23 protein-coding genes are annotated in these 20588 nt (G+C 49.8%); 18 read left to right on the forward strand and 5 right to left on the reverse strand.

Translation table 11 applies throughout. The features are described 5' to 3' along the window. Positions 1-61 precede the first annotated feature (61 nt). From gabD to gdh, 3 genes are all read left to right on the forward strand, one after another. Positions 62-1450, forward strand: a complete 1389-nt coding sequence (gene gabD, locus L3V45_RS02025; RefSeq protein WP_003156319.1) for a succinate-semialdehyde dehydrogenase — start codon at positions 62-64, stop codon at positions 1448-1450. Positions 1451-1605: 155 nt separating this feature from the next. Next, positions 1606-2469, forward strand: coding sequence for a RhaT/GlcU family sugar-proton symporter (locus L3V45_RS02030; RefSeq protein ID WP_003156317.1), 864 nt, complete (start codon positions 1606-1608; stop codon positions 2467-2469). 20 nt (positions 2470-2489) lie between these two features. Beyond that, a complete protein-coding gene (gene gdh, locus L3V45_RS02035; RefSeq protein ID WP_003156315.1) occupies positions 2490-3275 on the forward strand; it encodes a glucose 1-dehydrogenase in 786 nt (261 codons plus the stop codon). A 45-nt stretch (positions 3276-3320) separates the two neighbouring features. On the opposite strand, the gene L3V45_RS02040 is transcribed toward gdh, so the two are convergent. The 3 genes from L3V45_RS02040 to L3V45_RS02050 are packed head-to-tail and all read right to left on the reverse strand — an operon-like array spanning position 3321 to position 6178. Next, the gene (locus tag L3V45_RS02040) at positions 3321-3932 is read right to left on the reverse strand and encodes a YcnI family copper-binding membrane protein (protein ID WP_071543294.1); all 612 of its coding nucleotides are present in this window, start codon (positions 3930-3932) and stop codon (positions 3321-3323) included. Between the two features lie 12 nt (positions 3933-3944). Further along, on the reverse strand, positions 3945-5573 hold the full coding sequence (locus L3V45_RS02045; protein WP_014304348.1) for a copper resistance CopC/CopD family protein: 1629 nt from the start codon (positions 5571-5573) through the stop codon (positions 3945-3947). A gap of 32 nt (positions 5574-5605) precedes the next feature. Continuing rightward, positions 5606-6178: a DeoR family transcriptional regulator gene (locus tag L3V45_RS02050; RefSeq protein WP_014304349.1), complete on the reverse strand. Its 573-nt coding sequence runs from the start codon at positions 6176-6178 to the stop codon at positions 5606-5608. 176 nt (positions 6179-6354) lie between these two features. Between L3V45_RS02050 and L3V45_RS02055 the strand changes: the two genes are divergently transcribed. From L3V45_RS02055 to L3V45_RS02075, 5 genes are all read left to right on the forward strand, one after another. Beyond that, positions 6355-6696, forward strand: a complete 342-nt coding sequence (locus tag L3V45_RS02055; RefSeq protein WP_003156306.1) for a hypothetical protein — start codon at positions 6355-6357, stop codon at positions 6694-6696. A 174-nt stretch (positions 6697-6870) separates the two neighbouring features. Further along, positions 6871-8310 (forward strand): PTS mannitol transporter subunit IIBC, encoded by a 1440-nt coding sequence (locus L3V45_RS02060; protein ID WP_024084890.1) that lies wholly within the window; start codon positions 6871-6873, stop codon positions 8308-8310. Between the two features lie 25 nt (positions 8311-8335). Continuing rightward, the gene (locus L3V45_RS02065; protein ID WP_003156302.1) at positions 8336-8767 is read left to right on the forward strand and encodes a PTS mannitol transporter subunit IIA; all 432 of its coding nucleotides are present in this window, start codon (positions 8336-8338) and stop codon (positions 8765-8767) included. A 1-nt stretch (position 8768) separates the two neighbouring features. After that, on the forward strand, positions 8769-9890 hold the full coding sequence (locus L3V45_RS02070) for a mannitol-1-phosphate 5-dehydrogenase (RefSeq protein ID WP_032857712.1): 1122 nt from the start codon (positions 8769-8771) through the stop codon (positions 9888-9890). Positions 9891-9959: 69 nt separating this feature from the next. Then, entirely contained in the window at positions 9960-10355 is a 396-nt protein-coding gene (locus L3V45_RS02075) for a 3-hydroxyacyl-ACP dehydratase FabZ family protein (RefSeq protein ID WP_003156298.1), read from the forward strand. A gap of 38 nt (positions 10356-10393) precedes the next feature. Here the strand turns inward: L3V45_RS02075 and L3V45_RS02080 are convergent, their stop codons facing one another. Then, positions 10394-10558 (reverse strand): hypothetical protein, encoded by a 165-nt coding sequence (locus L3V45_RS02080; protein WP_003156294.1) that lies wholly within the window; start codon positions 10556-10558, stop codon positions 10394-10396. A 127-nt stretch (positions 10559-10685) separates the two neighbouring features. On the opposite strand from L3V45_RS02080, the gene L3V45_RS02085 reads away from it, so the two are divergent. The 9 genes from L3V45_RS02085 to L3V45_RS02125 all read left to right on the forward strand — a co-directional run bounded on the left by L3V45_RS02085 (position 10686) and on the right by L3V45_RS02125 (position 18096). Continuing rightward, entirely contained in the window at positions 10686-11435 is a 750-nt protein-coding gene (locus L3V45_RS02085; RefSeq protein ID WP_003156292.1) for a Cof-type HAD-IIB family hydrolase, read from the forward strand. 204 nt (positions 11436-11639) lie between these two features. Next, complete coding sequence (locus L3V45_RS02090; protein WP_003156290.1) at positions 11640-12404, forward strand: 5-oxoprolinase subunit PxpA; 765 nt, start codon at positions 11640-11642, stop codon at positions 12402-12404. Positions 12405-12426: 22 nt separating this feature from the next. Next, the gene (locus L3V45_RS02095) at positions 12427-13641 is read left to right on the forward strand and encodes an NRAMP family divalent metal transporter (RefSeq protein ID WP_003156289.1); all 1215 of its coding nucleotides are present in this window, start codon (positions 12427-12429) and stop codon (positions 13639-13641) included. Between the two features lie 4 nt (positions 13642-13645). Then, on the forward strand, positions 13646-14440 hold the full coding sequence (locus tag L3V45_RS02100; protein WP_060657797.1) for a putative hydro-lyase: 795 nt from the start codon (positions 13646-13648) through the stop codon (positions 14438-14440). A gap of 29 nt (positions 14441-14469) precedes the next feature. Next, the gene (gene pxpB, locus L3V45_RS02105; protein WP_024084894.1) at positions 14470-15201 is read left to right on the forward strand and encodes a 5-oxoprolinase subunit PxpB; all 732 of its coding nucleotides are present in this window, start codon (positions 14470-14472) and stop codon (positions 15199-15201) included. A gap of 2 nt (positions 15202-15203) precedes the next feature. Beyond that, positions 15204-16211 carry a 5-oxoprolinase subunit C family protein gene (locus L3V45_RS02110; RefSeq protein WP_088005481.1) on the forward strand — a complete coding sequence of 336 codons (1008 nt, stop codon included), beginning with the start codon at positions 15204-15206 and terminating at the stop codon, positions 16209-16211. A 17-nt stretch (positions 16212-16228) separates the two neighbouring features. Continuing rightward, on the forward strand, positions 16229-16978 hold the full coding sequence (locus L3V45_RS02115; protein WP_236837234.1) for an IclR family transcriptional regulator: 750 nt from the start codon (positions 16229-16231) through the stop codon (positions 16976-16978). A gap of 64 nt (positions 16979-17042) precedes the next feature. Then, on the forward strand, positions 17043-17684 hold the full coding sequence (locus L3V45_RS02120; RefSeq protein WP_236837235.1) for a spore germination lipase LipC: 642 nt from the start codon (positions 17043-17045) through the stop codon (positions 17682-17684). Between the two features lie 196 nt (positions 17685-17880). Continuing rightward, complete coding sequence (locus tag L3V45_RS02125) at positions 17881-18096, forward strand: YczI family protein (RefSeq protein WP_369719110.1); 216 nt, start codon at positions 17881-17883, stop codon at positions 18094-18096. Here the strand turns inward: L3V45_RS02125 and L3V45_RS02130 are convergent. Then, positions 18067-18387, reverse strand: a complete 321-nt coding sequence (locus tag L3V45_RS02130) for an antibiotic biosynthesis monooxygenase family protein (protein ID WP_003156282.1) — start codon at positions 18385-18387, stop codon at positions 18067-18069. The two genes, L3V45_RS02125 and L3V45_RS02130, sit on opposite strands and share 30 nt — an antisense overlap. Before the next feature lie 156 nt (positions 18388-18543). Between L3V45_RS02130 and L3V45_RS02135 the strand changes: the two genes are divergently transcribed. Then, positions 18544-20547 carry a penicillin-binding transpeptidase domain-containing protein gene (locus L3V45_RS02135; protein ID WP_072588294.1) on the forward strand — a complete coding sequence of 668 codons (2004 nt, stop codon included), beginning with the start codon at positions 18544-18546 and terminating at the stop codon, positions 20545-20547. Positions 20548-20588 lie beyond the last annotated feature (41 nt).

Here is a 20588-nt window from a genome sequence, read left to right on the forward strand (position 1 = left end):
GTGTGAGATACATCAACAAGCATTCAATGGTTTTACTATAGGAAAGAAAGGAATGTTCAATATGCCAGAACAATTAACAGTGTACAACCCGGCAACGGGAGAGGCGATCGAAAGCATCCCCCAGCAGACGGCCGAAGATGTTGAAAAAGCGATTGAACGTTCACATCAAGCGTTTCAATCATGGTCCAAAACATCAGCGGGAGAACGTGCCTCACTTTTGAGAAAATGGTATGAGCTGATTGTTGAAAATAAAGAAGAACTTGCGGAATTAATTACGAAAGAAAACGGCAAACCGTACGAAGAAGCGGTCGGAGAAGTTTTATACGGCGCCGGCTATATTGAATGGTTCGCCGAAGAAGCAAAACGGATTTACGGCAGAACCGTACCTGCGCCGACAACGGGCAAACGGATTGTCGTCACCCGTCAGGCGGTCGGCCCGGTAGCCGCGATCACGCCGTGGAATTTCCCGAATGCGATGATTACAAGAAAAGCCGCGCCCGCTTTGGCGGCAGGCTGTACGTTCATCATCAAACCGGCGGAGGATACGCCGCTTTCCGCTTACGCCCTTGCGCGTCTCGCATATGAAGCGGGAATTCCGAAGGACGTGCTGCAAGTGGTGATCGGTGACGGAGCTGAAATCGGAAACGTCTTCACCAGCAGCCCGAAAATCCGTAAAATTACCTTTACCGGCTCAACGCCTGTCGGTAAAATCCTGATGAAAAACAGCGCCGACACCGTAAAACATATGTCAATGGAGCTTGGCGGACATGCGCCGCTAATCGTGGATGAAGACGCTGATCTTGATCTGGCGGTAGCCCAAACAATGGCCTCTAAATTCAGAAATGCCGGCCAAACCTGCGTCTGTGCGAACCGGCTGATCGTACACGAATCCGTGAAAGACGAGTTTGCGAAAAAACTGAGTGAAGAAGCTGCGAAACTCAAAGTCGGAAACGGTCTTGAAAAAGGCGTAAACGTCGGCCCTGTCATCAACAAAAAAGGCTTCGATAAAATCGTCGGACAAATTAATGACGCCGTGGAAAAAGGTGCAGAAGTGCTGACGGGCGGAACGTATGACCAAAACGACGAAAAAGGATGCTATTTCGTGACGCCGACCGTGCTTTCAAATGTAGATACATCCATGAACATCATGCATGAAGAAACATTCGGCCCGGTTGCGCCGATCGTTACGTTCTCAGATATTGATGAAGCGATCAAGCTTGCGAACGATACGCCGTTCGGGCTTGCGGCTTATTTCTTCACAGAAAACTACCGCCGCGGCATCTATATTTCTGAACAGCTTGAATACGGCATCATCGGCTGGAATGACGGCGGTCCGTCCGCGGTTCAAGCGCCGTTCGGAGGAATGAAAGAAAGCGGCATCGGCCGTGAAGGCGGTACAGAAGGCATTGAACCGTACCTGGAAACCAAATACATGTCTATCGGACTTTAATGAGCCGAAAAGAAAGCCCCGCTTCTAAGCGGGGCTTTTTTTATATGAGCGGTCTGCCGGTGAATATCGCCGGCAGGCTTTTTTGATCTTGTGGGAATAATCGGTTCGATTCCAGACAAAATAACAGCAAATACGATTGAAAGAAGGTCGCCATCATGGATATATTACTGGCTCTTCTCCCGGCTTTATTTTGGGGGAGCATCGTGTTATTTAACGTCAAATTAGGCGGCGGGCCTTACAGCCAGACGCTGGGAACGACAATCGGGGCGCTCATCGTTTCGTTTGTGCTGTATCTGTTTGTCCATCCGGTGCTGTCCGGGCGCATTTTTATTGTCGGCATCATCTCGGGGCTGTTTTGGTCGCTCGGCCAAAGCAATCAGCTTAAAAGCATACAGCTGATGGGCGTTTCAAAAACGATGCCGATATCAACGGGAATGCAGCTCGTCTCGACTTCTTTGTTCGGTGTGATCGTATTCAAAGAATGGTCAACCCCGATCGCGATTACGCTGGGTATTCTCGCCCTTATTTTTATCATCATCGGGATTGTGCTCACATCTTTAGAAGATAAAAAGGGGCGGGCGGACGGAGAACCGGGAAACTTAAAAAAAGGCATTGTCATCCTGCTGATCTCCACGCTCGGCTATTTGGTCTATGTCGTCGTCGCCCGGCTGTTCGGTGTATCCGGATGGTCAGCGCTTCTGCCGCAGGCGATCGGGATGGTCATCGGCGGACTGCTCCTGACGTACAAGCATAAACCGTTTAATAAGTACGCCCTCAAGAACATTCTGCCGGGAATCATCTGGGCGCTCGGGAACATGTTTCTGTTCATCTCACAGCCGCGCGTCGGAGTTGCGACAAGTTTTTCCCTCTCTCAAATGGGGATCGTCATCAGCACGCTCGGCGGAATCTTCATTCTCCGTGAGAGCAAAACGAAGCGTCAGCTGGTCGCCATTGCCATCGGGATTATCCTGATCATTGTAGCCGCGGTATTCTTAGGCGTTGCGAAATCAAATTCATAATATATGCAGGAGGTTTGAACATGTACACGGATTTAAAAGGAAAAGTCGTTGCCATTACGGGAGCTTCATCAGGATTAGGAAAAGCGATGGCGATCCGCTTCGGACAGGAGCAGGCGAAAGTCGTGGTTAACTACTATAGTAATGAAAAAGACGCCCAAACCGTTAAAGAAGAGATTCAAAAAGCGGGAGGCGAAGCGGTCATCGTTCAAGGAGACGTCACAAAAGAAGAAGATGTCAAAAACATCGTGCAGACCGCAGTGAAGGAATTCGGCACATTGGATGTCATGATCAATAACGCCGGCATGGAAAATCCGGTTCAGTCGCATGAAATGCCGCTTAAAGACTGGAACAAAGTTATCAATACCAATCTGACCGGCGCTTTCTTAGGAAGCCGCGAAGCCATTAAATATTACGTAGAGAATGATATTCAAGGAAACGTCATTAACATGTCAAGCGTACATGAAATGATTCCGTGGCCGCTGTTTGTCCACTACGCGGCGAGTAAAGGCGGCATCAAATTGATGACGGAAACGCTGGCGCTTGAGTACGCGCCGAAGCGCATCCGTGTTAACAATATCGGACCGGGCGCCATCAATACGCCGATCAACGCGGAAAAATTTGCCGATCCCGTTCAGAAAAAAGATGTGGAAAGCATGATTCCGATGGGATATATCGGTGAGCCGGAAGAAATCGCGGCTGTCGCCGTCTGGCTTGCTTCAAAGGAATCAAGCTATGTGACCGGGATTACGCTGTTTGCTGACGGGGGAATGACCAAATATCCGTCTTTCCAGGCAGGCCGCGGATAAGAAAAAAAGCGATCGCAGGCTCTTTAGAGCCGGATCGCTTTTTGCTTACGCGCGTTTTTTCTTTACAAGCGCCGCGATGGAAAGGATAATCGCCGCAGCTGACAGAACGATGGCTCCAATATCAAGCGCTGATACGCCGGATTTGCTTTCTTCGTTTGACTGTTCAGCTCCGTGCGCATCCGTCACGCTCGCCGATTTCGTGATTTTCGTAATCGAGTGAGGCGTGTCGGCTTTCTCATCACCCGTCCATTCTACAATGCTGCCGTCTTTGTAATATTGGTAAGCGTCCCAAGCGGCATCTCCGCTCTTTTCAGGATTTTTCGCAACGAATGTGAACTGCTGGAATTGGCCGGGCTGAATGCCGCCGTCCTTTGCTTCCCAAGTGACGGAGACCGCTTTGTCATTATGTTTGGATACGGATGTTTTCCAGCCCGGAATTGGCTGATACTGCTGAAATTCAACGCCGGCGGGCATTTTCAGCACGACTTTCGTTGTCGGCTCATTCTTTTCCACAGGCACTTTCATCGTGTACGTTTCCCAAGAACCGGCCGCGGATTCCGCCGGTTTGACTGAGACGTGGGCGCTTGCTGTCGCCGTAAAACCGACGAGTGACAGGGTCACGGCGGATATGAATAATAAAGCCTTTTTTTTCAACATGAGATACACTCCTTAGTTTGTCGTTGAGAATATTTGGTTGATTTCATTAAAATCGTTTGTCAGCCCGTGGACTTTGATCTTCCAGTTTCCCTTTTCGGTGATGGACAGGTTGGCGGCTTCGAATGTGCCTTCCTTCGTCTTCTTCAAATCAAAGGTGCTTTCATGCTGTTTGCCGCTGAAGCCCGTCTGGTAAACAGTGACCGTAAATTGCTGAATGTCTTTTACTAAGCTGCCGTTATGATCGGTGACAATGACTTGAAATTCATTTTTACCCGGCTGGTTCGGCGTAATGTGCAAGGATAGGGTCTCCCCGTTTCCGATCGTTTCTGAGCCGTTAAAAGGCAACGGCGCGGGCGGAGGCGGACTGGGCAGGCTTGTGAAGACGGCGGTTGTGAATAACACCGCAATGCCTAGTGCCCATTCGGCCTTTATCGTTGCGCTGATGCTCCTTTTTCTGCTGAACTTCGTCATCCATACGTGAACGGCGCCGAGCGCAAGCATGATGACAAACAGTCCGATTTTCAAAAGGAGCGTCTTGCCGTAAGCGGTGTGAAAGAGTGAATCGAACGAGCGGATAATGAAAAATCCGTTCAGCACTCCTGAAAATAACAGCACGCCGACAGAGGCGAACGCCCAAGGAGAAAACCGTCTGACCGTTTCCCAAGCGATGGTTTTATCGGGTTTTCTCCACTCTGATGAAAGAAGCAGCACAAGCGCGGCGATACCGCCCATCCATACAGACGCGGCCGATAAATGGAGAAAGTCCATTGCGATGCCGACCGCTTTTTCGTCGATAACGGCCGCATGCCCGGCGAATGCTTTTGCCAAAAGCGAAGCGAAGAAGAATAACAGCGGCGCCGTCCAGTACGCAAATGACCGGAATGCTTTCTTCTTCAGCAGCGGGATCATGGACAGGGCGAGCAGGATAAATAAGCTGATCTGGATCATCCAGACGTACCCGCCTGCCGTTTTCAGAAGCGTTTCTTTTACATAGTCCGGCTGAAACGCGGCGCTCCAAGCGCCGCCCGCGTTTTCTTTCGTCTGGATCGGGAGCTGGCACACGAGCGCGAGCCCCGTTAAACATAAAGAAATCACGAGCAGCTTTACAGTTCGTTTTGCTTTTGATGAATCTTCATTATTTCTGTACCAAAACAGATGGAAAAAAGCCGTGCCGATAAACAGGGAGAGAGCGGTGTACAAAATACCGCGGTCGATGGCCGCTTCGGGATGAAGCGCCGCTTGCGATGATGTCTGCTCCTGAAGTTCTCCGCCGGCTTTTCCGATGCTGAAAGGGATGACGCCGGATACCGGATGTCCGTCGGCCGATACCGCGTTCCATTCCGCTCTGTAAATATCATGCGGCAGATTTTTTTTCAATGCCGCGGTCATGATGCGGGCATTATTTTTTTGAATCACCGTTTTGCCCGCGTCAACCCGTTCACCGGATGAATTATAGACCTTAATGGAGTGGAAGCCTTCTTCAATCTGTTCATTAAACTCAATTTCAATCTGCTTCGGCGCTTGTTTTAATTCGCTGTTCTCACCCGGATTTGAGTTTGTGATGTAGGCGTGGGCGAAGCTTGTTTTCGGAATCAAAACAAGGAACAGCAAAAAGACGAGCCAGCGTTTGTTCTGTCTCATGGATGATGACACCGCCTTCCGGTTGGTTGTTGTTATGTCTTGCTGCAGGTGCATCCCTTCTGCCTGTCGTGTAAGATGATGTCCGCCGCCTCGTCAAAGGTGCAAATGACCCCGCCGAATCCTTTTTGAAACCGTTCTGCGTAATCAAGCGTTGAGAAGGGAATCGCCTGAGGCCGGCAGCAGTGAAGGTCAATATCGGCATGGACTAAAAAGTATGCGGAAGCTGCCGTTAGCGTCGTCTGAAGAAGAAAATCCTTACAAATGACGTGGGACACTTCATCCTTTTTATCCTCATACCGCAAAATCGCGCAATGAATGCAGCACATCTGCTCAACGGTTTGTGAAACGGTAATAAGCTGAACAGAATACGAATGCTGAATCGGCCGCAGGCAATAGCCGCATTGATTGGCGCTTCGTTCTGAAGCGGGAGGGAGCGTAATGCCGCCGGGTGTCCGGATAATCCGGTTTGCATCCGCCAGCTGATTGACGTCTCTGTACACGGTCATCTCGGAGACGCCGAATCTCTCGCTTATGTCAGAGATTTTCAGCGCGCCCTCTTCTTTCAGCCATTCAAGCAAGGTTTGCTGTCTGTGAATCGGAAGCAATTCTGCATCCTCCTTTTTATGCGAATGAGTGATGAACCTCCCTCTAAGAGTAGATGTTTTCACAAATGCACACAAGAGCCTGATGATAAAATATGTGAAAAAATGTTGAACAATCACAAATGTAAAACACGCAGTCAGACTCTGTTATAATAGAAGAGTTGAATGGAGGAATAAACATGAAAGAAACGACCTGCCCGAACTGCGGCAAGCCGATTACAGGCGACATGGTCAGATCATCGATGATCCCGTGCCAGTTTCAGTGCGGGCATTGCCATGTGAAATTGCGTGAATATAAAGTATCAGCTCCGATTATGGCTGCGGCCATTGCGATCACGGTGCTTTTGATTTATCTTGTGCAGATGGCCAGAACCGCCGTCATGCCGATGTTTCCGGCAGCGCGGTATGTGCCGGCCGCCATTTTCGCGCTCGTATGTGCGTATCCGGTGTTTATTGTCAGTGAGCGGCTCATTGCCAAGCTCGTCGTCACAAAAGGACACATTATATACAGAAAGCGGTAAGACACCTTTGATGAGGTGTCTTTTTTTGTTAAGGATTTGTCACAGTCTCTGTGCCAAACTCCTCTTTACTTTTCATTGAATGAGGATTGTAAGCGTTTTATGATGAAGACACAGGGGAGAGAGAAACCCCGTGTCTTATTTATTTTCATCTGAAGGCAGGCAAACAGGGAGGGAATGAACATGCAGCAAGAACAGCAAGCTGGCATGAAAGTGAAGATACAGCGGTTCGGCAGTTATTTAAGCGGTATGATCATGCCGAATATCGGCGCATTTATCGCATGGGGAATTATCACCGCGCTGTTTATTCCGGCGGGATGGTTTCCGAATCCGCAGCTGAATACATTGGTAAGCCCGATGATTACGTATCTTCTGCCGCTTTTAATCGCATATACGGGCGGAAAAATGATCTATGATCACCGCGGGGGAGTCGTCGGAGCGACGGCCGCCATCGGAGTCATTGTCGGAGCGGACATTCCGATGTTCTTAGGGGCAATGATTATGGGACCTTTGGGCGGTTATCTCATTAAACAATTAGACCGTCTGTTTAAAGATAAAGTCAGACAGGGTTTTGAAATGCTGATCAACAACTTCACGGCGGGAATTATCGGCGCGGTGCTGACGATTATCGCGTTTTATGCGATCGGCCCGGTCGTCCTGTCTCTTAACAAATTGCTGGCGGCGGGTGTGGAAGTCATTGTTCACGCGAATTTGCTGCCGATTGCAAGCGTTTTCGTAGAGCCGGCGAAAGTCCTGTTCCTGAATAACGCGATCAACCACGGCATTTTAAGTCCGATCGGAATCGAGCAGGCCGCCAAAGCGGGAAAATCCATTCTGTTCTTAGTGGAAGCGAACCCCGGACCGGGACTCGGTATTTTACTGGCCTATATGTTCTTTGGGAAAGGCTCTTCAAGATCGACAGCTCCGGGAGCGGCGATCATTCATTTCTTTGGGGGGATTCATGAAATCTATTTCCCTTACATTTTAATGAAACCGATGCTGATCCTCGCGGCGATCGCCGGGGGAGCGAGCGGACTGCTCACATTCTCGATCTTTAACGCTGGTCTTGTCGCCGCATCATCTCCGGGAAGCATCATCGCCATTTTGGCGCTGACGCCGAAAGGAAGCTATCTCGGTGTGCTGGCGGGCGTCATCGTGGCCGCGGCCGTATCGTTTATCGTCTCGGCGCTTATTCTGAAATCGTCTAAAGCGGGCGAAGAAGATTTGACAGCCGCGGCGGAAAAAATGCAGGAAATGAAAGGCAGGAAAAGTGAAGCGGCGGCCGCATTGGCAGACAAAGAGGAAGAGCCGGAAAACAGCGCCGCTGATATTTCCGCTGACCAAGTCAGCCGCATTATCTTCGCATGTGACGCGGGTATGGGATCGAGCGCAATGGGCGCCTCCATTTTAAGAAACAAAGTGAAAAAAGCAGACCTGGATATTGATGTGACAAATACGTCGATCAATAATCTTCCGAATGACGCGGATATCGTCATTACGCATAAGGACCTGACTGACCGCGCGAAAGCGAAGCTGCCGCAGGCGGTGCACATTTCGGTTGATAATTTCTTAAACAGCCCGAAATACGATGAACTGATTGAAAAGCTTAAAAACTAATCAAACAGAAAGAGGGATCTTCATCATGGAAGTATTGGCTAAAGCGAACATCAAACTGAACCAGACAGTGAACTCAAAAGAGGATGCCATCCGCCTGGCGGGACAGACGTTGATTGATAACGGTTACGTGAAGAACGGCTATGTGGAAAAAATGTTCGAACGTGAAGAAACATCATCCACGTTTATGGGAAATTTCATTGCGATCCCGCACGGAACGGAAGATGCGAAGGATGAGGTGCTTCATTCAGGCATTTCCGTCATCCAGATTCCGAACGGTGTGGAATATGGTGAAGGCAATACGGCAAAGGTCGTTTTCGGTATCGCCGGAAAAAACAATGAACACTTAGACATCCTGTCAAACATCGCCATCATCTGCTCAGAGGAAGAAAACATCGAACGGCTGATCAGTGCAAAGACGGAAGAAGAACTGGCCGCTATTTTCAGTGAGGTGAACTGACATGATTGCCCTTCATTTCGGAGCGGGAAACATCGGGCGGGGCTTTATCGGCGCCCTGCTCCATCATTCCGGCTATGACGTAGTTTTCGCTGATGTGAATGAAACGATGGTCAGCCTTCTCAATGAAAAGAAGGAATATACCGTGGAGCTTGCCGACGGCGGCAGGCAGACAGAAATCATCGGCCCCGTTTCAGCCATCAACAGCGCGGTGCAAGAACAAGAGCTGTACGGGCTGATCAATGAAGCGGCGATCATTACGACGGCGGTGGGCCCGAACGTTCTCAGGCTCATCGCCCCGTCCATCGCGGAAGGTCTGAAGCGCAGAACGTCCTCTGAGCCTCTCAATATCATTGCCTGTGAAAATATGATCGGCGGCAGCAGTTTTCTGAAAAAAGAAGTTTTCGGACATTTGACGGAAGCGGAGCGGGAACTCGTGAACCGGACAGTCGGCTTCCCGGATTCTGCGGTAGATCGGATCGTGCCGATTCAGCACCATGAAGATCCGCTGAAAGTATCCGTAGAACCGTTTTTTGAATGGGTCATAGACAGAACCGGCTTTGCCGGCGATCAGCCGGTACTTAAAGGCGCGTTGTTTACGGATGATCTTACGCCTTTCATTGAGAGAAAGCTGTTTACCGTCAATACCGGGCATGCCGTCACGGCGTATGTCGGCTATCAGCGCGGATTAAAAACCGTCAAAGAGGCCATCGGCCATCCGGAAATCCGGCGTGTCGTGTACGATGCACTTTCAGAAACGGGCGAGTACTTGGTGAAAGCATACGGCTTTAAGCAATCCGAACACGAGCAGTACATGAAAAAAATCATCAGCCGCTTTGATAATGAATACATCACGGATGATGTGACAAGAGTCGCCAGATCACCGCTCAGAAAACTCGGAGCGAATGACAGATTAGTAGGGCCGGCCAAAAAAATAAAAGAACCGAATGCGCTGGCGGAAGGTATCGCCGCCGCCCTGCGCTTTGACTATCAGGATGATCCGGAAGCGGTTGAGCTGCAAAAGCTTATCGCGGAAAAAGGCACGAGCGGCGTTCTTCAAGACATTTGCGGTATTCAGCCGCATGAACCGCTGCACGGCATCGTGCTCAAAAAGCTCAATCAATAAAAATGAACCCGCGTCGGGGGGACGCGGGTTTTTTCTTGCGTTATAATGAGAGGGAAGGGAGGCTGCGTGATGAATCAGAAGCTATTGCCCCATCGTTTTCCGTTTCTTTTGATTGACGGCACGACGAACAGTGAAGCCGGAAAATGGGCGGCTGCTTACAAAAACATCAGTGAAAATGACTGGTTTATAACTGAATCCCAAAGAGAGATGCCATTTTCGCTCGTCGTTGAAGCAATGGCCCAAACGGCGGCTTGCGCGGGAATTACCGGCGGTGACGGTCTCGGTCTCTTATCCGCGGTGAAGAAAGCGGAAAGGTTAGGTGCCGCTTTGCCGGGAGACCGTCTGGATCTTTTTTTTGAGGTCACGCGAATCAGACGCGGTTTTGTGTTCGGCCGGGCGAAAGCGTCCGTTGCCGGGAAGCCTGTGGCGGAAGCGGAGCTCAGCATATTTATCCAGCCATCGTAAAAAAAGCCGCCTCCACCGGCGGCTTTCGGACAAGCGTGTTATTTTGTATCATAATCTCTCTCACTTTGTGAATTGTCCCTCTGGTCATGTTTGTGTTTTTCGTCATTGGCGTTTTCCTTCAGCTCTTCCAACGGAATCGGATCCGTTAAATCATGATGTTCAGGATTTTCATTCGGTTTGTTCTTTTGTTTTCTTTCTTTCATCCTCCATCACCTCAATATTTCTTTTCCTCAACGCTCGCCCCGCCAAACGCAGGAAGCGGTTTTTTGTTCCTGTGGGTCATATGTATTAAAATAGAGACGACTACAATATAAAAAGTGAGGTACATATATGCCGATACAAAGAGAAGACGCAGATATTAAACTGATCGCGATTGATATGGACGGAACCCTGCTCAATGACGAGCAGCTCATCCCGGAGGAAAACCGGCGGGCGATCAAGGAAGCGGAGGCGAAAGGAATTCACGTCGTCATCAGCACAGGACGCACGCTGATGACCTGCCGCGAACTGGCTGAGTCTCTCGAGCTGTCATCCTTTTTAATCACGGCAAACGGCAGCGAAATCTGGGATTCCAACTTTGAGCTGGTTGAGCGCAAGCTTCTTCATACCGATCATATTCAAAAATTATGGGATCTGAGGAATAAGCACAACACGAATTTCTGGGCCTCTACCGTCGATAGAGTGTGGAGAGGGGAATTCCCGGAAACGATTACGGATCATCAGTGGCTCAAGTTCGGGTTCGAAATCGAGGATGATGAAGTGCGGAATGAGGTGCTGAAAGAGCTCAAGGAATACAAGGAGCTCGAAATCACAAACTCAAGTCCGATCAACATCGAAGTCAATGCCCTCGGTATCAACAAAGCGGCTGCGCTGGCGAAGGTATCGGAAAAACTCGGCTTCACGATGGAAAATGTGATGGCCATGGGTGACAGTCTGAATGACATTGCCATGATCGAAAAAGCGGGTGTCGGCGTCGCCATGGGGAACGCGCAGGACATCGTGAAAGAAACAGCTGACTGGGTGACTGATGTCAACACGGAAAACGGGGTCGCCAAAGCGATCCGCCACTGGGTGTTATAATAGAAAAAAGAGAGAGTCTCAGCATGAGGCTCTCTTTTTTGTTTTGTCAGATTTGTGACTAGGTCCATGGTAGGTTTTCTGACAAAAGGATGTTCAAACTTGTCAGAATTAAATATAATGAAGAGAAATCCAACAATTCGGAATAGTCATTCCAAATATCGGAATGATAATAAAATAAAACGTTTACAATACAGGAGGGAGCTTATGTTTCAGATTGACATCAATTGTGATTTAGGAGAGAGTTTCGGTGCTTATAAAATCGGACTGGATGAAGAGATTTTGGATTATGTGACATCTGCAAACATCGCCTGCGGCTTTCATGCGGGTGATCCTAGCGTGATGCGCAAAACGGTTGCGCTTGCGGCGGAAAAAGGCGTGAAAATCGGCGCTCATCCCGGGCTGTTCGATCTGCAGGGATTCGGGCGGCGGCAGATCGCGATTACGCCCGAGGAAGCGTATGATCTGACGCTGTATCAAATCGGCGCGCTGTCAGGGTTTTTAAAAGCGGAAGGTGTCGAGATGCAGCATGTGAAGCCGCACGGCGCTTTATATAATATGGCCGCCGTCAATCCCGGCCTGTCAGAAGCCATCGCTCAGGCGGTCTGTCATTTTGATCCCGGACTTATTCTTTTCGGGCTTTCCGGAAGCGAGCTGATTAAAGCGGGAGATCGAATCGGACTGAGGACGGCAAGCGAAGTGTTTGCGGACCGCACCTATCAGGAAGACGGCACGCTGACGCCGCGTTCAGAGCCGGATGCGCTGATTCAGGATGACAAAAAAGCGGTCGGTCAAGTGATTCAAATGGTGAAAGACAGCACGGTGACATCACGTAAGGGACAAGCTGTAAACCTGAAAGCGGACACGGTCTGCATTCACGGAGACGGCGCCCACGCGCTGACATTCGCAAAAACAATCAAAAAAGAATTAAAAGCGGCAGACATTCAAATCAGCGCGCTTGCAAAAGACTGAGCAGCAGAGGGAGGAAGACAGCATGGAGCAAAAGAAAAAAACAGCCGGAAAGGCTTCCGGCAAATGGTCGCTTCTTTTAGGCGCGACATTTTTGATGGCGACATCATCAATCGGGCCCGGCTTTCTGACGCAAACGGCCACGTTTACCAATACATTGGCGGCAAGCTTCGGCTTTATCATTTTAATTTCTATTATTTTGGACATCTTCGCGCAAACCAATGTATGGCGGATTATCGCGGTTTCCGGAAAGCGCGGCCAAGAGATTGCCAATATGGTGCTTCCGGGCGCCGGTTATGCCATTGCTTTTCTGGTCGTGCTCGGCGGACTTGCGTTTAATATCGGAAACATCGGCGGCGCGGGTCTCGGTCTTCAAGTATTATTCGGAATCAAACCGGAGATCGGCGCTTTAATCAGCGCAGCGGTCGCGGTGCTGATTTTTGTCATAAAGGAAGCCGGAAAAGTCATGGACCGTTTTATGCAGATCGCCGGAATCGTCATGATCGTATTGACGGTGTATGTTGCCGTAACGACGGGTCCGCCGGTCGGACACGCCGTTGTAAAAACTTTTATGCCTGATCATATCAGTGTGCTGGCAATCGTGACGCTTGTCGGCGGCACGGTCGGCGGATACATTACATTTGCCGGAGGCCATCGCTTGCTTGATTCAGGCATCCAGGGGAAGGAAGTCATTCCTCAGGTGACGAAAAGCTCCGTCACAGGCGTCTTGATTACATCTGTTATGCGGATTGCCCTGTTTCTCGCCGTGCTCGGCGTCGTTTCAAAGGGTCTGCGCATTGATCCTGATAATCCCGCGGCTTCTGTATTCCGGCTTGCGGCGGGAAATGTCGGCTATAAAATTTTCGGCGTCATCATGTGGTCTGCCGCTATCACGTCTGTCATCGGCGCCGCCTATACATCGGTGTCATTCTTCAAATCGTTTTCGGCAAAAATCGAAAAGCACTCACATGGCGTAATTATCGGTTTTATCATCGTATCCACTCTTATTTTTGTCACGATCGGCCAGCCTGCCAAAATTCTGGTCGCGGTCGGTTCGCTTAACGGCTTAATTCTGCCGCTTGCATTAGCGATGATTCTGTTGGGCGCCTATAAGAAAAAAATCGTCGGCGATTACAAGCATCCGATCTGGCTCACGATTGCAGGGGCGATCGTAGTGGTTGTCATGGCGGTTATGGGCATCTATACATTATTCTCGCAAATGCCGCAGCTATGGAGCTGATGATATGAAAAACCATATGAGTGATATGAGTCCCGAAGAAGTCAGACAGCTTATCAGGAAAGGGCAGATGACCGGGCCGACGGCGGGATTGGCCGCTTCTTACGCACAAGCCAATCTCGTCGTTTTGCAAAAGGATCTTGCCTTTGATTTTCTCTTATTCTGCCAGCGCAATCAAAAGCCTTGTCCGGTGCTTGATGTGACGGATGCGGGTTCACCCGTTCCGGCAATAGCGGCGCCGGGAGCTGATATCCGGACGGACTTTCCGAAATACAGGATTTATCGGCATGGCGTGCTTACTGAAGAGGTAACGGATATTACGCCGTATTGGAAGGATGATTATGTCGGGTTTTTGATCGGCTGCAGTTTTTCATTCGAGCAGGCCCTTATCAATCAGCACATTCCAATCAGGCACATCGATGAAGGCGTGAACGTTCCCATGTATAAAACAGACATTGACTGTATTCCGGCGGGCCCGTTTTCAGGAAAAATGGTCGTCAGCATGAGACCGATTCCGGAAAGGCTGGCAGTCCGCGCGGCGCAGGTCACGTCACGTTTTCCCGCCGTGCACGGCGCCCCCGTCCGCATCGGAAATCCGCAAAGCATCGGCATCAGCGATTTGCATCAGCCGGATTTCGGAGATGCCGTAACGGTGCGGGAAGGTGAAGTTCCCGTATTCTGGGCTTGCGGCGTTACACCCCAGGCGGTGATCATGGAAGCAAAGCCTGATATCGTAATAACACATTCACCGGGGCACATGCTGATCACCGATATACAAAATGAATCGCTTACTGTCCTGTAAGTGAGAAAGAATACAACGAGGTGATGACAATGATGCAGTATAGCGGAAATACAGCGCTTGATATACAGCCGTACGGTGATTCCGCCGTTATCATCCGCTTTGGCGGGCACATCAGCGAAGAGGTTAACAGCCGGGTGCAGGCCGCGGCAGCCTGTATGGAAGAACGGCCGTTTCCGGGCTTCGTTGAATGTATTCCGGCATTCACAAGCTTAACGGTCTTTTATGACGTGTCTGCCGTCTCAAACATAAAAAAAGGCGTCTCTCCTTTTGCCCTGGTCAAGAAAGAAGTGACAGAACGTCTCAGCCATATAATGACCGGCCGCAAAAAAGAGCGCCGGGTGATGGAAATCCCCGTTTGCTACGGCGGAGATTTCGGTCCCGATTTAGAAGAGGTCGCTGAAATGAACGATCTGACCCCGGAAGACGTCATCCGCATTCATACTGAAGGCGAATATCTCGTTTATATGCTTGGATTTGCGCCGGGATTTCCGTTTTTAGGTGGAATGTCTGAGCGGATCAGAGCGCCGAGAAAGGCGTCGCCAAGGCCGTCCATCCCGGCCGGTTCAGTAGGAATCGCGGGAATGCAGACCGGTGTGTATCCGATATCCACTCCCGGCGGCTGGCAGCTGATCGGCAGCACCCCGCTCCGGCTTTTCAGGCCGGAAGAACATCCGCCGAGTCTATTGAGAGCGGGTGATACGGTGAAATTCGTCCGGATCACAGCAGAGGAGTACAGCCGCATCAAGGAGGGAGCCGAATGAGTATGAAAGTGGTAAAACCCGGTCTCTTGACGACGGTTCAGGACACGGGGCGGACGGGATATCAGAAATACGGTGTGCTGGGAAGCGGCGCAATGGATACGATCTCTCTGCGCATCGCCAATCTTCTTGCCGGAAATCAAGAAAAAGAGGCGGGGCTTGAAGTTACGCTTATGGGGCCAGGGCCTTCCTTTGAGTTCTCAGAACCCGCGGTTATTGCCGTTACGGGGGCGGATTTCGCCTTTCATATTAATGGGGAGCCCGCCCCTCTGTGGAAACCGGTTTTGATAAAGGAAAACAGCGTCGTCTCATTCGGGCCGTGCAAGATGGGGAGCCGCGCTTATCTCGCCGTCGCGGGGGGATTTGATGTGCCCGCCGTCATGGAAAGCAAAAGCACGTATGTCAGAGCGGGGATCGGCGGCTTTTGCGGAAGAGCGCTGCAAAAAGATGATGAGCTGCCGCTCGGCCGTATGACGCCATGTTCGGAATCAATCGCGTACCGTCTGAGCGATTCTTTCGGACAGTATGGTTTCTCAGCGCCTGATTGGTCTGTCAGCAGCAGAGGGTTTCTGCCGCTGAAAAAAAATCCGGTCATACGAGTGCTTGAAGGCGCTCAATTTCACGCTTTTACAGAAGAAGCAAAATTACGTTTTTATCAAGAGTCATATACGGTCACGCCTCAATCCGACCGAATGGGCTACCGGCTGAAGGGCGCTCCGCTTGAATTGCGGGAGCCGCTGGAAATGGTATCTGAGGCTGTGACGTTCGGAACGGTGCAGGTGCCGCCGGACGGCAATCCGATTATTCTGCTGGCTGACAGACAGACGACGGGGGGCTATCCGCGAATGGCGCATATCATATCCGCCGATCTTCCTCTCGTCGCCCAAACGATGCCGGGGGAACATATTACGTTCCGGGCCGTTTCGCTGGAGGAAGCGGAAATGCTGCTTTTGGAGAAGGAACAGCAGCTGAAGGAGCTGAAAGCAAGGCTCAAAATGGAATGGCTGATCTGACAAAGGGGCTAAAGACCATGGAAAACAAAAACAAAACCGTCATCAAATCAATGGAACTGCTTCATTTGTTTCTCACTGAACCGAGCCTGAGCTTAAATGAGCTGGTTTCTCTATCGGAAATGCCGAAGACTTCGGTTCACCGGATGGCAAGCTCACTGGAGGAAACGGGGTTTCTCACCCGGGCGGCGGACGGCCGTTATCAGCTTGGTCTGATCTTTTTACAATTCGGCCAGCTCGTCTCTGAACGTCTGGATATCAGGGAAATAGCCAAACCGATTATGGAAGAGCTGTGCAGCGAAGTGGATGAGGCCGTTCAGCTGATCATGAGGGACGGGGATGAAGCCATTTACGTCGAAAAAATTGAAGGCACCCAAACCGTCCGCCTGTATACGGCAATCGGCCGCCGGTCGCCGCTGTACGCGGGAGCTTGCGCCAGAAGCATTTTATCGTTTCTGCCGGAAGAGGAGATTGACACATACATTCAGAAGACAAAGCTTGCCGCAATCGCCTCAGGCACGATGACGGATCGGGCTGAACTGCTTCACTCCATTGAAAGATCCTTGCAATCAGGTTATACGATCAGCTATTCGGAATTAGAAGATTATACGGCGGCGATCGGGGCGCCGATTTTCAATCACGAAGGTAAGGTGGCTGCTGGAATCAGCATCGCCGGCTTCGAAGCCCGGTTTTCAGAGGACAGGCTGCCGTATTTAACCGAAAAGGTCAAAAACGCCGCACAGCATATTTCTGAGAAATTAGGTTATTGACCGAGCCAATTTTTCTTCACTCGCGTACATTACAATATCGATAGTAACGAGTGGAGGAAAGTAAATGGGACTTGTTTATACGGCGCTGGGGGATTCTTTGACGACGGGGAGGGGATCCGGGCCGTTTTCCGCCGGTTTTGTCCAGCGGTTCGGGCGCATGATGGCAGAAGATTTACAGACAAGAACCGACGTATCCATCTTTGCCAAATCAGGCCTTGAGACGGGAGAAATTCTCGGGCTTATGTCCTTCCCGTACATTCAGAGGCGGATTCAGGCTGCTGATATGATTACGATTACAGGCTGCGGCAACGATTTGATCGATTCGGTTCAGGCATATCAGCAAACATCGGACGCTTCGGTATTCACCAGCGTGTCCAGTCACTGCCATGAGAACTTTGAAAAGATGATAGCCAAGATTGCTGCCTTAAAAGGGTCGCACCCGTCTCCTTATGAGATCCGCGTCTTCAATTTATACAATCCTTTCCCGGGCATCTCCATTGCAGAAAAATGGATATCCTCTTATAATGCGCACCTCAGCACACTCGCATCGGCGCCGCACGTCAAAATTGCCGACGTCCACAGCGCTTTCAAAGGAAAAATGAATGAATATCTTTCTTATGACCGCGTACACCCCAACAGCAAGGGGTATGAAGTCATGGCATGCGTCCTGCGGGGGCTCGGATACGGAAGCCTCGCCCGCTCATAAACCGCGCGCTCCTTTTCATGGGGAGCGCGCTTTTCGTGCTCCTTAAAACAAACTTAAAATTGTCCGACTTTCGTTCTATCCGCGCAAAAAGTACGCTAGAATAATGGGGGATAAAGACAGAAATAGAATTGTGTTCAAAAAATGATAACAGAAAGGATGGATTGCTTTGCTGCGCGCCTTAAAACTGTCACTCGCGATGCTGATTATTATACTTGCGGCCGCCGCATTTACGTATGCGGAACATACCTCTGTCATACAGCCGGTTATGCTCGTGTTTCTCGGTGCGGTCATGTTCATTCAGGGGCTGGAGGAAAAACGGAAAGAAAACGACGGCTCCGGGAAATTCAATATCTATACCGCCGTTTTTGTATGGTCGATCTCCTTAATCGGTTTTACGCTTCACGCGATCTGAGTCTGATAGATCCTGAAAATGCTCCACAACGGGAAATGGTGAATAAAAACGGTGCAGTAAGGCTTTCCACTCCTGATATTCCGGCGATCCGCGAAAGCCTTTTGTATGATCTTCTAATGTCTCCCATTCCACAAGCAGCAAATATTTATGCGTCTTTTCCATACATTTGGACAAGGAATGGGACAGATAACCTTTCATGCCCGCGATAATCGGCTCCGCCCGGCGGAATGCTTCTTCGAATTCCCCCTCAAGACCTTCTTTTACATACAGCATGGCTGCTTCTCTGATCATCTGAAATTCCTCCTTTTTTTAATAGATACATTGTATAAAAATATGGGCCGTGACGGCCGGAAAAACAAAAAAATTTTAAACGCTATGAGAAAAAAATCCTTGCCAGCCTGATTTGGTTTAGGAGAAAATAACAGTTGGAAGGCAGGGGAATAGACAGTGAAAAAAGGGTTATACCTATTACTTTTACTCGCAGGAATCATAGGTTTGATCGGCTGCTCGAAAACGGAATCGGCCGAAGACAGAATGAAAGATTTCGTAAAAGACTGGAACGGCGGTCATTACGATAAGATGTACCAAAGCCTCACCCAGGATGAAAAGAAAAAACGATCCAAAAAGGATTTTGTAAAACGATATGAAACCATTTATGAACAAGCAGGGGTCAAAAATCTGAAAGTCACTGCCGAAAAACAGGACGAAGACGATAAGAAAAAAGATGACCTCCAGCACATCGATTATAAAGTCAGCATGGATACAAAAGCAGGGAAGGTCGCTTTTGAAAACACGGCCGTCCTGAAAAAAGAGAAAACAGACGATGGAGAATCATGGAACATTGACTGGAATCCTTCTTTTATTTTCAAACAGCTTTCCGATGACAAAACCGTGCAGATCGCAAATGAGGAACCGAAGCGCGGACAAATTTACGACAAAGACGGAAAAGGTCTCGCCGTGAATACCGAGGTGCCGGAAATCGGCATTATCCCTGGAAAACTCGGCAGGGATAAAGACAGCGTGATCAAAAAACTGTCTGAAAAACTGGACCTTTCTGAAGACGATATCAAAAGCAAACTGAACCAGGGCTGGGTAAAAGACGACTCCTATGTCCCGATTCAAAAAATCAGACCGGATGATGAAAGCAAGGTCAAAAGCCTGCTTGCATTAGACGGCGTGACGAAAACGAAAGTCAGCTCCCGCTACTATCCGTACGGCGAAAAAGCGGCCCATCTGACCGGCTATATTAAAACCATCACAGCGGAGCAGCTGAAAAAAGCGAAAGACGGCCAATACAGCGATACTTCCAAAATCGGCATCGCCGGCCTTGAGAATGTATATGAAGACAAGCTGCGCGGCAAGACCGGCTGGAAAATTTACGTCCCGCAAACAGGTGAGGTCATTGCTGAAAAGAAAGCCGAAAGCGGGCAGGATATTCATGTAACGATTGACATGAAAACGCAGACGAAGCTGTATGATTCTATGAAAGATGACAGCGGAGCGGCAGTCGCCCTCGAACCGCAAACGGGAGAGACACTCGCGCTCGTCAGCGCACCGTCTTATGACCCGAACGGCTTTCTTTTCGGCTGGAGCGGAAAAGAGTGGAAAAAGCTGAATGAAGATAAAAACAATCCGTTTTCAGCGAAATTCAACAAACTTTATGCGCCGGGATCAACGATTAAACCGATTGCCGCGGCAGTCGGCCTGACAAACGGCACATTGAAAGCATCGGAAAAGAAAAAAATCACCGGAAAAGAGTGGCAGAAAGATTCGAGCTGGGGCGGTTACCATGTCACACGCGTATCAGAGCGCCTGAATGAAGTGGATCTCGAAAACGCGCTGATCACATCGGACAACATCTACTTTGCGCAAAATGCCATAGATGCCGGAGCGGACGCGTTTACAAAAGGATTAAAAACATTTGGCTTTGATGAAGAGATTCCGTACCAATTTCCGATTGAAAAGTCCTCAATCGCTAACGGCAAGCTTGATTCCGAGATCCTTCTCGGAGATACGGGCTACGGCCAGGGGCAGATGCTGATGTCTCCGCTGCACTTAGCGGCTGACTATACCGCATTTGTAACAGACGGAAATCTCGTCAAACCGACATTGATCAAAGACGGAGAAAAAACACCGCAAATCTGGCATAAGCAAGTGGTGTCGAAAGCCAATGCCGAAGAAATCACGAAAGGGCTGAGAGGCGTCGTTGAAGATCCGCGCGGCTCTGCATATCAGCCGGCCGTAAGCGGCATTACCGTAGCCGGAAAAACCGGTACAGCCGAGCTGAAAACGTCTAAAGAAGATAAAGACGGCAAAGAAAACGGCTGGTTTGTCGGTTACGATTATAAAAAGAAAGACCTCTTGATTGCGATGATGATTCAAGACGTCAAAAAACGCGGCGGAAGCCATTACGTCGTTGAAAAAGCGAAAAAGCAGTTTCAGAATCATTAAATGACGATTTTTGCGGGCTGAAAGGAAAATCGGCCGCCGAA

Origin of the sequence: Bacillus sp. R45 (assembly GCF_021729365.1) — a bacterium.
Lineage (GTDB): Bacteria > Bacillota > Bacilli > Bacillales > Bacillaceae > Bacillus > Bacillus velezensis.